Origin of the sequence: Streptacidiphilus sp. ASG 303 (assembly GCF_020991365.1) — a bacterium.
Lineage (GTDB): Bacteria > Actinomycetota > Actinomycetes > Streptomycetales > Streptomycetaceae > Peterkaempfera.
This window is the reverse complement of record NZ_JAJLRA010000002.1, coordinates 423299-435503: the sequence shown is the minus strand read 5'-3', so window position 1 is coordinate 435503 and position 12205 is coordinate 423299. Positions and strand designations below refer to the sequence as shown.

Below are 12205 nucleotides of genomic sequence, written 5' to 3'. Positions count from 1 at the left end.
CGCCGGTCCCCGGCCTCCCCGGGCACCCGCCGCACCGTCCGCAGTCCACCGCGCGCACCGCGCCAGCCACCGAGAGGGGTGCCCGTGTCCGCCGCGCCGCACCGCATGCACCAGTACGACGCCGACCTGGTCGACCTGGTCTTCGACTACATGCGGGGACGCCTGCAGTACGACCCCGTGCCGCTGGACCACCCCGGCGACGGCGACAAGCTCCGCGCCCACCTCGACGGCCTCCTCAACGAGCGGGGCAACGCCCCCGCGGACGTGATGAAGCTGTACGACGAGCACCTCAGCCGGGCCGTGATCTCCGCCGACAGCCCCCGCTACCTCTCCTTCATCCCCTGCGCCCCCACCAAGGCCGCCCTCCTCTTCGACATGGTGGTCTCCTGCGCCTCCCTCCAGGGCATCTCCTGGCTGGAGGCGGCCGGCGCCATCGCCGCCGAGAACCAGGTGCTGCGCCTGATCGCCGACCGGGCCGGCCTGCCCGCCACCGCCGGCGGCTGCTTCGTCTCCGGCGGCTCCGCCGGCAACCTCTCCGCCCTCGTCGTCGCCCGCGACACCGCCCGCCGCAAGCACGGCGTCGACGCCCGCGCCCGGCTGCGGATAGCCGTCAGCGACCAGGCCCACTCCTCGATCACCAACACGCTCAACATCATCGGCGTGGAGGCCCTGGTCGTCCCCACCGAGGGCCACCGCCTCACCGGCGAGGCGCTGCGCGCCGCCATCGAGGCCGACGACGACCGCGGCAGCATCATCGGCGTGGTCGCCACCGCCGGCACCACCAACGCGGGCATCATCGACGACCTGGCGGGCGTCGCCGACGTCGCCGGCCACTACGACCTGTGGTTCCACGTCGACGGCGCCTACGGCGGCGCGGGCCTCTTCGCTCCCTCCGTCCGGGAGCGCTACAACGGCATCGAGCGCGCCGACTCCTTCGTGGTCGACCCCCACAAGTGGCTCTTCGCCCCCTTCGACTGCGCGGCGCTGATCTACCGCAAGCCGTGGCTCGCCAAGGGCGTCCACACCCAGGACGCCTCCTACCTCGACGTGCTGCACACCGGCGACGGCGAGGAGTGGAACCCCACCGACTACGCCTACCACCTCACCCGCCGCGCCCGCGGCCTGCCGCTCTGGTTCTCCCTCGCGGTCCACGGCACCCAGGCGTACACCGACGCGATCGAGGAGGGCCTGCGGCTGGCCCGCGAGACGGCCCAGGCCATCCGGGACACCGAGCACCTGGAGCTGGTCCGCGACCCCGAGCTGTCCGCCGTGGTCTTCCGCCGCAAGGGCTGGGGCGCGCAGGACTACTACGACTGGTCGCAGCGGCTGCTGGCCGGCCAGGTCGGCTTCGTCACCCCGACCGGCTGGGAGGGCGAGACCGTCGCCCGCTTCGCCTTCCTCCACCCGGGCACCAGCATGGAGATGGTCCACGAGATCCTCGGCACCATGGCCTGACCGCCCGGCGCGCCGGCCCCGGCCGCTCCCGCCGCCCCCTCCGCCCCCTCCGCCCCCGCACGGCGGCCTCCCCTACAGGAGGCCGCCGTGCGGCACGTACGGGGACGGCGGGCGCATGCCGCGCAGCGCCACGTACCCCCGAGTGGACAGCTCCAGGCCCGCCTCCAGGCCGACGTCCACCGCCCACTCCTGCTCGGCGGTCAGGTGCGCCACCTCCGCCTCCGCACCGTCCGGCACCCGCGCCAGCGCCTCCCGCAGCAGCCGGGCCGCCAGCCGCCGCGAGGTGGCGGCCAGCAGCACGACCCGGCCGCCGCGCCGGTAGCAGTAGCCGCTGCCGGCGAGGGTGTCCGCCACCAGCAGCTCGTCGCTGTGCAGGGCCAGGAAGCCGTGGTCCGGGCCGTGGGAGGCGCCCCGCGCCAGCCGGTCCACCGACTCCAGCAGGTGCCGCTGCGCCGGCCCGCCGGGGTGGACCGGGATCTCGCCTGGGTCGCGCAGCCCCGACCGGTCCACCCGGCCGTGCAGCTCCATCGCCGGGTGCAGGGTGAAGCCCGCCGCGCGGTGGCGCCGGACGGCCCGCGGGTCCGGGGAGGCGCAGAGCATCCCGCGCAGGCAGCCCTGCCCGTACCGGCCGGCCTGCTCCAGCAGCGTCCGGCCCACGCCCTTGCCCTGCGCCTCTGGCCGCACGGCGAACAGGGCGAGGATCCAGGTGCCCTCCCGGCGCGCCGACAGCGCCACCCCCACCGGACGGCCGTCCTCCTCGGCCAGCCAGCAGCCCTGCGGGTCGTTCCGGGCCAGGTGGCGGGTCCTGGCCCGGTTCCGCACCCCGTCCGCCGGGGCCGGGTGCCGGACGGGCTCGCCCCGGGCCGCCGACGCCGCCGTGAACGCCGCGTCCGACACCTCCTGCACCGCCTCGGCGTCGGCCTCCGTGTCGCGCACCGGTCGAAGGATCATCCCCCCACGCTGGCACGCCGCACCCCCGCCCGGCAGCCGTTCCGCGGTCCGCGGCGCGATCCCGCCGTCCGGGCCCCGCCCGCCCCTTCCGCCCGCTGCCCCGCCCGCTGCCCCGCCCGCCGTCCCCGGCCGTGACCGCGCGGCCGTGACCGCGCCCGGTCCGTGTGCGAGCATGGAGCGGCGGGGAGGCCGCCGCCGGACACGGCGCCGCGGACCCCGGGACCACCCCGGAATACATCCGGGAGGCCGCCGGTTCACGCTGGCGGCAGTCTGTCGTCAGAACCGGGAGTATGCAGATGACCGTCCAGGACGAGACCACCGCGAAGAGCGGCATCATCCTCACCGATGCCGCCGCGGCGAAGGTCAAGGGCCTGCTCGAGCAGGAGGGCCGCGACGACCTCGCGCTGCGGGTCGCGGTCCAGCCCGGAGGCTGCTCCGGCCTGCGCTACCAGCTCTTCTTCGACGAGCGCTCGCTCGACGGCGACGTCGTCGCGGACTTCGGCGGGGTCAAGGTCGTCACCGACCGCATGAGCGCCCCCTACCTGGGTGGCGCCACCGTCGACTTCGTCGACACCATCGAGAAGCAGGGCTTCACCATCGACAACCCCAACGCCACCGGCTCCTGCGCCTGCGGCGACTCCTTCAGCTGACCGGCACCCCGCCGGCGTGACGCGGGCGGCGGCCCGGGGGCGACCCCGGCCGCCGCCCGCGGTGCGTCCCGGCGCGTGCCGGGGCCGGGCCCCGGGCCTACTGCGGGCCCTTCTCCGTGGGCGTGCGCACGCCCGGCCGCGGCAGCACCGGCAGGGCCGAGCCGTGGGGGAGCGGCCTGCCGGTGGCCGCGTCGACGACCGACCGGTCCCCGACGGGCCGCTGCAGGACCGCCTCCACCCGCTGGTACTTGGCGATCATCGGGCAGACCTGGCCCGGGGGCGCCGGCTCGGCGACGACCACCCGCACCGCCACGACGCCGACGCGGGACTCGTCCGCCCGCAGGGCGAACTTCTGGCAGACGCCCGCCCAGAACCAGACCGACAGCCGGTTCCCGTCCGCCGTCCACGAGCGGGGGGCCGGGCCGCCCGCGCGGTCCGGGGGAGCGCTGCCCTCCGGCCAGTCCGGCGGCCGCACCTCGGTCGGGCCGCCCTTGCCGGGCCTCAGCGGCGCCTTCCCCTCCCCGGAGGGCGTGGCGGACCCCGAGGGCCCGGCCTTCCCGGGGGCACCCGGCACCGCCGTGGCCGGGGCCGTCGCCGTGGCGCCCGGGGAGCGGCCCGCACCGGCCGTGGCGGGACCGTCCCCGCCGCGCACCGCCAGGGCCGTACCGCCCCCTATGGCCAGGACCGCGACCACCGCCAGCGCGACCGGCCACACCCGCCGCCGCGACCCGCCGGTCCCGCCGTCACCGGCCGCCCCGCCGCCGGTCCCGCGCGCGCCCGGGGCGTCCCCGGCCTCCGGGCGTGCGGGCGTCCGTCCCGTCCCCGCCCCCTCCGGTTCCACCGCTTCCGGTTCCACCGCTCATCCTCCTGGCGCACGTCCTGCCGGTACGGCCCCGCCGCTGCGGAACCCCCGGTGGGACGCGGCGGACGGCGCCCCGGTTCCCGCCCGCCACCCGGACGGGGGAGGCGGGCCCGGGTCCCGGGCCGGTGCACCGCCCCCGGCCGACTGCCCCGTCCCGCCGCCCCCGGCCGGCGGCCCCGCCTCAGTCGGCGTACTCCGCCATGCCGGCCACCACCGACGCGGCGCGCGGCGGCACCGCGAAGGCCGGCCGGGCCGCCCGGCGCGGCCGCGGGGCCGGTGCCTCCGCCAGCACCGGCCAGAACAGGCCCATCCGGCGGGAGGAGCTCACCAGTCCCGCCAGTGTCTCGGGGTCGGCGTCGCGTCTCGGCGGGGTCGGGGCCGTACGGGTGTCGCGGTCGGGCGTCATGGGCCTGCTCCGGTTCGCTCGGCGGCCCGCGCGCAGGGTGCGCGCGCAGGCGGGGGCGGGTACGGCGCCCCGTCTGCGACCCTAGGCCGACCCGCGTCCGCCAGCCACCCCTACCGGACGGTAGCCGCCCGGACACCCTCCGGAGCCGGCCTGCGGCGCTGCGTCCGCGACCCGCTCCGGGGCACGGGTACCGTGTGGGGGTTCGACCCAGCCCCCCACCGAGGAGACCCCGCCGTGCGCATCGCCGTCACCGGCTCGATCGCCACCGACCACCTGATGACCTTCCCCGGCCGATTCGCCGACCAGCTGGTCGCGGACCAGCTGCACACGGTCTCGCTCTCCTTCCTCGTCGACGACCTCGACGTGCGCCGGGGCGGCGTGGGGCCGAACATCTGCTTCGGCCTCGGCCTGCTCGGCCTGCGGCCGCTGCTGGTCGGCGCGGCCGGCCCCGACTTCGCCGAGTACCGCTCCTGGCTGGAGCGCCACGGCGTGGACACCGGCTCCGTCCTGATCTCCGAGCTGCGCCACACCGCCCGCTTCGTCTGCACCACCGACGCCGACCACAACCAGATCGCGTCCTTCTACACCGGCGCCATGGCGGAGGCCCGCAACATCGAGCTCAAGCCGATCGCCGACCGCTTCGGCGGCCTCGACCTGGTGCTCATCGGCGCCGACGACCCCGAGGCGATGGTCCGCCACACCCAGGAGTGCCGCTCCCGCGGCTACGCCTTCGCCGCGGACCCCTCCCAGCAGCTGGCCCGCATGGGCGGCGAGGAGATCCGCGAGCTGATCGACGGCGCGGACTACCTCTTCACCAACGAGTACGAGGCCGCCCTCATCCAGAGCAAGACCGGCTGGTCCGCCGACGACATCCTGGAGCGGGTCGGCACCCGTGTCACCACCCTCGGCCCGCGCGGCGCCCGGATCGACCGCCGCGGCGAGCAGCCGATCGAGGTCGGCTGCCCGGAGGAGGAGGCCAAGGCCGACCCGACCGGTGTCGGCGACGCCTTCCGGGCCGGCTTCGTGGCGGGCCTCTCGTGGGAGCTCGGCCTGGAGCGGGCCGCGCAGATCGGCTGCATGCTGGCCACCCTGGTCATCGAGACCGTCGGCACGCAGGAGTACGCGCTGCGCCGCGGCCACTTCCTGGAGCGGTTCGCCAAGGCCTACGGCGACACCGCCGCCGCCGAGGTCCGCGCCCACCTGGGCTGAGGCACCCGGGCCGGGCCGTCCGGCCCGGCCTGCCGGACCCGGCCCGGCGTCGGCCGGGCCGCGGCCGGCTCATCCGCTGCGCCGCACCACCAGGTACGCCGTTCCCCGGTCGCCGCCGTACCGTGCGGCGGGCGCCTCGCCCGCGTACTCCTCGCCGCGCATCCCGCACCAGGCGGGGATGTCCAGCCGGGCCGCCTCGTCGTCGGAGAGCACCGCCACCGTGCCGCCGACCGGCACCCCGCCGATCCGCTTGGCCAGTTCGATCACCGGGATCGGGCAGCGCCGCCCGAGCGTGTCCACGACCATGACGGCGGACCCCGGGACAGCCGCCCCGGGGACGGGAGCTCCCGTGGCGGGGTCCGCCGCAGCGGCGGCCGCCGCGGCAGGGGACTCCACCGGGGGTGCGGCGGGGGGCGTGACCGGGGGCGCGTCCAGCCCCAGGGGGGCGCGCACGGCGGCCACCGCATCCGGCAGTACCGCCAGGAAGCGCTCCACGTCGGCCTCCTCGGCGCCGAAGGGCAGCGAGACCCGCACGTTCCCCTCGGTCAGCACCCCCATCGCCTTCAGCACGTGGCTGGGCGTCAGCGTGCTGGAGGTGCACGACGACCCGGAGGAGACGGCGAACCCGGCCCGGTCCAGCTCCGTCAGCAGCACCTCGCCGTCCACGTACAGGCAGGAGAAGGTCACCACGTGGGGGAGGCGCCGCACCGGGTCGCCCACCACCTCGACGTCCGGCACCAGCTGCGGCACCCGGGCCCGGATCCGCTCCACCAGTGCGTGCAGCCGGGCGTTCTCCGCCTCGGCCTCCTGCCGCACCGCCCGCAGCGAGGCGGCGGCCGCCACCACGGCGGGCACGTTGACGAAGCCCGGCACCCGGCCGCGCTCCCGCTCGTCCGCGGGCAGCGGCGAGGCGTACCGGACCCCCTTGCGCACCGCCAGCACCCCTACCCCGGCCGGCCCGCCCCACTTGTGGGCACTGGCCGCCAGCAGCGACCACCCGCCGGGCACCGGGAGCCGCCCGGCGCTCTGCGCCGCGTCCACCAGCAGCGGCACCCCGGCCGCCGCGCACAGCTCGGCGGCCTCCGCCACCGGCTGCACGGTGCCCACCTCGTGGTTGGCGGACTGCAGGCAGGCCAGGGCGGTGCCCCGCCCGGCGCCGTGCTCCGCCGCGGGCCGCAGCACGGCGGCGAGGCGGGAGGCGTCGACCCTGCCCAGCCGGTCCACCGGCACCTCGGTCACCTCGCCGCCGGCCGCCGCGTGCACCTCGGCGGCGTGCAGCAGGCTGGAGTGCTCCACGGCGGAGTGCACCAGGTGACGGCCCGTGCGGCGGTTCCCCGCGAGGGCGCCCAGCACCCCGAGCTGCACGGCCTGGGTGCCGGAGGCGGTGAAGGAGACCTCGTCGGCCCGGGCGCCCAGCACCTCGGCGGCCGTCTCGCGGGCCGCGTCCAGCAGCATCCGGGCCCGCCGGCCGTCGCGGTACAGGCGGGCGGGGTCCGCCCAGCCCTCGTCGAGGGCGGCGGTCAGGGCCTGCCGGGCGACCGGGTGGAGAGGGGCGGTGGAGGCGGCGTCGAAGTAGGGCACGCAGGCCACGGTAGCCCGATCGCGGGCCACCGGCCGGACGCCGTCCGCACACCTGCGGGATACCCCGTCCGAGGCCCCTCCACGCCTCCCCCGGGACCGTGTGCAGCCCCTGCGGCCGACCGTCCCCCGATCGGCTGTACGACCCCCGTGACCTGCGATTCCCCTCCCACAAGGGCTGATCGGGTACCCGGACGGCGCGTTAGCGGGACCTGCCCGCGAGACCTGCACCGGGCTGGAGTAGGGTTTGGCCCGCATAAACATCCAAACCCTGCCCGTGGCCGGGCCCCAACGGGTCGGAGGTCGACAGACCTTCCCCGCCGGGCGCGATCGCGGGCGAGACTTCGGGAAGGCGCTACGTGAGTCCCAACGGCTCCGACCGCTCGCCGCGGCGCACGATGCGGCGGAAGCTGCCTCAGGCGCTGGCACTGGGCCTCGTCATCGCGACCGCCACCGGCTGCTCGTCCCAGGACCTCCCCAGGCTCGGCCTGCCCTCGCCCGTCACCAAGGAAGGACCCACCGTCCTCCTGATGTGGCAGGGCTCCTGGATCGCTGCACTCGTTGTCGGCGTGCTGGTCTGGGGCCTGATCCTCTGGAGTGTGGTCTTCCACCGCCGCAGCCGCACCAAGGTGGAGGTTCCGCCCCAGACCAGGTACAACGTGCCCATCGAGGCGCTCTACACCGCGGTCCCCATCATCATCGTCTCGGTGCTGTTCTACTTCACCGCCCGTGACGAGTCCCGCCTGCTGGAGACCTCCAAGAAGCCGGACCACGTCGTCAACGTCGTGGGCTTCCAGTGGAGCTGGGCGTTCAACTACGAGAACGACGAGCACGGCAAGAACGCCGCCGGCGCGTACGAGGTGGGCACCCCGGCGCAGCCGCCGACGCTGTACCTGCCGAAGGGCGAGTCCGTCCTGTTCAAGCTGACCTCCCGGGACGTCATCCACGACTTCTGGACGGTCAACTTCCTGATGAAGCAGGACGTCGTCCCCGGCCTGGTCAACCAGTTCCAGGTGACGCCCACCGCCTACGGCACGTTCCGCGGCAAGTGCGCGGAGCTGTGCGGTGTGGACCACTCGCGGATGCTCTTCAACGTCAAGGTCGTCTCGCCGGCCGACTACCGGAAGCACCTGCAGGAACTGCGGGCCAAGGGCCAGACCGGCGCGGTCCCCTCCGGCCTCATCAGCACGGGAAGTGAGAAGTGACCATCCTCAACGAGCCCCACGGGGCAGCCGCGGGAGCGCCCGCGGCTCCGGTCGGCGGGGGTGAGCCGCGCACCCGCAAGGGCGCCTCCGCGGTGAAGTGGCTCACGACCACCGACCACAAGACGATCGGCACGCTGTACCTCGGCACCTCGTTCGCCTTCTTCCTGATCGGCGGCGTCCTCGCCCTGGTCATGCGCGCCGAGCTGGCCCGCCCGGGCACCCAGCTGCTCTCCAACGAGCAGTTCAACCAGGCGTTCACCATGCACGGCACGATCATGCTGCTGATGTTCGCGACGCCCCTCTTCGCGGGCTTCGCGAACTGGATCATGCCGCTGCAGATCGGTGCGCCCGACGTGGCGTTCCCGCGGCTGAACATGTTCGCCTACTGGCTCTACCTGTTCGGCTCGATCATCGCCGTCGCCGGCTTCCTCACCCCGCAGGGTGCGGCCGACTTCGGCTGGTTCGCCTACTCCCCGCTCTCCGACGCGGTCCGCTCGCCGGGCGTCGGCGCCGACATGTGGATCATGGGTCTGGCCTTCTCCGGCTTCGGCACGATCCTCGGCTCGGTCAACTTCATCACCACGATCATCTGCATGCGCGCGCCCGGCATGACGATGTTCCGGATGCCGATCTTCACCTGGAACGTGCTGCTCACCGGTGTCCTGGTGCTGCTGGCCTTCCCGGTGCTCGCCGCCGCGCTCTTCGCGCTGGAGGCGGACCGCAAGTTCGGCGCCCACGTCTTCGACCCGGCCAACGGCGGAGCGCTCCTCTGGCAGCACCTCTTCTGGTTCTTCGGCCATCCAGAGGTGTACATCATCGCGCTGCCGTTCTTCGGCATCGTGTCGGAGATCATCCCGGTCTTCAGCCGCAAGCCGATGTTCGGCTACTCCGGCCTGATCGCGGCGACCATCGCGATCGCCGGCCTGTCGGTGACGGTGTGGGCGCACCACATGTACGTCACCGGCCAGGTGCTGCTGCCGTTCTTCTCCTTCATGACCTTCCTCATCGCGGTCCCCACCGGTGTGAAGTTCTTCAACTGGCTGGGCACCATGTGGAAGGGCTCGCTGAGCTTCGAGACGCCGATGCTGTGGACGGTCGGCTTCCTGGTGACCTTCCTCTTCGGCGGTCTGACCGGCGTGCTGCTGGCCTCCCCGCCGATCGACTTCCACGTCTCGGACTCCTACTTCGTGGTGGCCCACTTCCACTACGTGGTCTTCGGCACCGTCGTCTTCGCGATGTTCGCCGGCTTCCACTTCTGGTGGCCGAAGATGACGGGCCGGATGCTCGACGAGCGCCTCGGCAAGATCACCTTCTGGACGCTCTTCATCGGCTTCCACACCACCTTCCTGGTGCAGCACTGGCTCGGCGCCGAGGGCATGCCCCGCCGGTACGCCGACTACCTGGCCGCGGACGGCTTCACCACGCTGAACACCGTCTCGACCATCGGCTCGTTCCTGCTCGGCCTGTCGATCCTGCCGTTCCTCTACAACGTCTGGAAGACGGCCCGGTACGGCGAGAAGGTCACCGTGGACGACCCGTGGGGCTACGGCCGCTCGCTGGAGTGGGCGACCTCCTGCCCGCCGCCGCGGCACAACTTCCTCACCCTGCCGCGGATCCGCTCCGAGTCCCCGGCGTTCGACCTGCACCACCCGGAGATCGCGGCCCAGGACTACCTGGAGAACCACGGCGAGCCGGCCAAGCACCTCACCGCGGCCGCGGCCCCGGCTGACCGCAAGGAGGGCGACGCCCGATGAGGGAGCAGGGCAAGATCTTCGCGGGCCTCTCCGTCTTCATCCTGGCGGTGGCCATCGCGTACGGCCTGTGGTCCAAGGAGCCGGCGGGCACCACCGCCCTCTTCCTGGCCTTCGGCCTGTGCATCTTCATCGCCTTCTACCTGGGCTTCACCGCCCGGCGGGTGGACACCGGCGCCGGTGACAACCCCGAGGCCGAGGTCTCCGACGACGCCGGCGAGCAGGGCTTCTTCAGCCCGCACAGCTGGCAGCCGCTCGCCCTCGGCTTCGGCGGCGCACTCGCCTTCCTGGGCGTGGTCTTCGGCTGGTGGCTGCTCTACTGGTCCCTCCCGATCATCCTGGTCGGCCTGTGGGGCTGGGTCTTCGAGTACTACCGGGGCGAGAACCAGAACCAGTAGCAGGACCCGCACACGACGGCCGGAGCCGGGCACCTTCCGAGGTGCCCGGCCCCGGCCGTCCGTGCGTCTCCGTCCGTGCGTCCGCGTCCGCGCGCCTGTCCGCGCGTCCGTACGGGTGAGCGGTTCACCCGTGCGGACGAACCGCGCCCGGCGTGGAGGGCCCCCTCCGTCCGCTCTTCCTACGATGTGAAGGATCTTCGGCGATGCGGAGGCAGCGATGGGCACTGCGGCAGGAACACCGCACAACGGTGCGTCCCCGGCCGGTGCGTCACCGTCGGGCAGGCTCCGCCCGGTCGGGTCCCGCCGGCGGCGCCGGGGCAGGGCGGCGCTCCCCGCCGTCCTGGCCGGCTCCCTCGTCCTGCTCGGGTCGTGCACCTCCCCCTCCCGCGCCCCCCAGGACGCCGTCGCGCCGCCCCGGGCCGTCGACATCGCACCGCTGGTCCGGCTCACCCCGGCCGCGGGCACCGTCGCCGACCCCTCCACCGCGCTGACCGTCACCCTGGCCCGCGGCCGCCTCACCGACGTCACGGTGGCCGCCGCGGACGGACGGCAGGTCACCGGGCGCCTCAGCGCCGACGGGCGGACCTGGCGCAGCACCTCCCCGCTGGCCGCCGGGGCCCGCTACACGGTCCGGGTCGGCGCCGACGACGGCCGCGGCGGCCGGGGCGGGACCACCGCCGCCCTCTCCACCCGGCCGGGGACCTCGCTGCTGACCGCCGTCCTCGGCCCGGCCGGCGGCCAGGAGGGCGCGGCCGCCGTCTACGGCGTCGGCGAGCCCGTCACCGTCCAGCTCTCCCGGCCGGTCCACGACCGCGCCGCCCGCGCCTCCGTCGAGCACGGCCTCCGGGTCACCTCCCAGCCCGCCGTCACCGGCGCCTGGCACTGGGTCGACGACAGCACCCTGCACTTCCGGCCGCAGCAGTACTGGCCCGCCCACGCCGCCGTCCAGGTCGCCTTCGACGCCCAGGGGCGGCACATCCGGCCGGGCCTGTACGGGGGAGCGCCCAGCCGCATCTCCTTCCGCACCGGCGACCGGGTGGAGGCCCTGGTCGACGCGGTGACCGACCACATGGAGTTCCGCCGCAACGGCAGACTCGTCCGGACCCTCCCGGTGACCACCGGCAAGCCCGGCTTCGAGACCCGCAACGGCGTCAAGGTCGTGCTGGGCCAGGAGGCCGAGGTCCGCATGGACGGGGAGACCGTCGGCATCGCCGCCGGCAGCTCCGAGGCCTACAGCCTGGACGTGCAGTGGGCGACCCGGGTCACCTGGAGCGGCGAGTACGTGCACGCCGCGCCCTGGTCGGTGGCCGCGCAGGGCCACGCCAACGTCAGCCACGGCTGCACCGGCATGTCCACCGAGGACGCCCACTGGTTCTACGGGCAGGTCCGGCTCGGCGACATCGTCCGGGTGGTCCGCAGCAACGGCCACATGATGGAGCCGTTCGGCAACGGGTTCGGCGACTGGAACCTCACCTGGAGCCAGTGGCTGGCCGGGTCGGCCGCCGGGCAGGCGGTCTCCACCGCCGGTCCCCCCGCGGCGCCCGTCGCCGCGGCCGGAGCCGGGGCGGCGACCGGGGCGACGGCCGGGGCCGGTACGGCCGGCGGCGCCGCGGCGCCCGCCGGAGCGCTCGCACCGCTGCTCTGAGCGGGGCCGCCGTACGGCCCGCGGGCCGTGCGGTACGGGGGCGCACGGCCGGGGCCGTCCGGCGGCACCGTCCGGACCGGCCGGCCGGAGGCGTC

Annotated in this window: 11 protein-coding genes; 7 read left to right on the top strand and 4 right to left on the bottom strand. The window is 75.0% G+C overall.

The annotated features are described in order from the left end of the window. Positions 1-84: 84 nt before the first annotated feature. Entirely contained in the window at positions 85-1455 is a 1371-nt protein-coding gene (locus LO771_RS04605; protein WP_230648275.1) for an aspartate aminotransferase family protein, read from the top strand. 72 nt (positions 1456-1527) lie between these two features. Here LO771_RS04605 and LO771_RS04600 read toward each other — a convergent pair whose 3' ends face one another. Next, positions 1528-2406 (bottom strand): GNAT family N-acetyltransferase, encoded by an 879-nt coding sequence (locus tag LO771_RS04600; protein WP_230648274.1) that lies wholly within the window; start codon positions 2404-2406, stop codon positions 1528-1530. Between the two features lie 296 nt (positions 2407-2702). Here LO771_RS04600 and erpA point away from each other — a divergent pair, with 296 nt between their 5' ends. Further along, positions 2703-3056, top strand: a complete 354-nt coding sequence (gene erpA / locus LO771_RS04595; RefSeq protein WP_230648273.1) for an iron-sulfur cluster insertion protein ErpA — start codon at positions 2703-2705, stop codon at positions 3054-3056. A gap of 97 nt (positions 3057-3153) precedes the next feature. Here the strand turns inward: erpA and LO771_RS04590 are convergent, their stop codons facing one another. Together LO771_RS04590 and LO771_RS04585 are read right to left on the bottom strand one after the other, a co-directional pair. Continuing rightward, the gene (locus tag LO771_RS04590; protein WP_230648272.1) at positions 3154-3912 is read right to left on the bottom strand and encodes a hypothetical protein; all 759 of its coding nucleotides are present in this window, start codon (positions 3910-3912) and stop codon (positions 3154-3156) included. A 187-nt stretch (positions 3913-4099) separates the two neighbouring features. Further along, complete coding sequence (locus LO771_RS04585; protein WP_230648271.1) at positions 4100-4324, bottom strand: hypothetical protein; 225 nt, start codon at positions 4322-4324, stop codon at positions 4100-4102. A gap of 234 nt (positions 4325-4558) precedes the next feature. On the opposite strand from LO771_RS04585, the gene LO771_RS04580 reads away from it, so the two are divergent. After that, on the top strand, positions 4559-5533 hold the full coding sequence (locus LO771_RS04580; RefSeq protein ID WP_230648270.1) for a carbohydrate kinase family protein: 975 nt from the start codon (positions 4559-4561) through the stop codon (positions 5531-5533). 69 nt (positions 5534-5602) lie between these two features. Here LO771_RS04580 and LO771_RS04575 read toward each other — a convergent pair whose 3' ends face one another. Next, complete coding sequence (locus LO771_RS04575; protein WP_230648269.1) at positions 5603-7114, bottom strand: cysteine desulfurase/sulfurtransferase TusA family protein; 1512 nt, start codon at positions 7112-7114, stop codon at positions 5603-5605. Between the two features lie 356 nt (positions 7115-7470). Between LO771_RS04575 and coxB the strand changes: the two genes are divergently transcribed. The 4 genes from coxB (at position 7471) to LO771_RS04555 (ending at position 12110) form a co-directional block, all read left to right on the top strand. Next, the gene (coxB, locus tag LO771_RS04570; protein ID WP_230648268.1) at positions 7471-8316 is read left to right on the top strand and encodes a cytochrome c oxidase subunit II; all 846 of its coding nucleotides are present in this window, start codon (positions 7471-7473) and stop codon (positions 8314-8316) included. Beyond that, complete coding sequence (gene ctaD, locus LO771_RS04565) at positions 8313-10070, top strand: cytochrome c oxidase subunit I (protein WP_230648267.1); 1758 nt, start codon at positions 8313-8315, stop codon at positions 10068-10070. The genes coxB and ctaD overlap by 4 nt, the downstream gene beginning before the upstream one ends. Then, on the top strand, positions 10067-10465 hold the full coding sequence (locus LO771_RS04560; protein WP_230648266.1) for a cytochrome c oxidase subunit 4: 399 nt from the start codon (positions 10067-10069) through the stop codon (positions 10463-10465). Before ctaD ends, LO771_RS04560 begins: the two co-directional genes overlap by 4 nt. 217 nt (positions 10466-10682) lie before the next feature. Further along, positions 10683-12110, top strand: a complete 1428-nt coding sequence (locus LO771_RS04555; protein ID WP_230648265.1) for an Ig-like domain-containing protein — start codon at positions 10683-10685, stop codon at positions 12108-12110. Positions 12111-12205 lie beyond the last annotated feature (95 nt).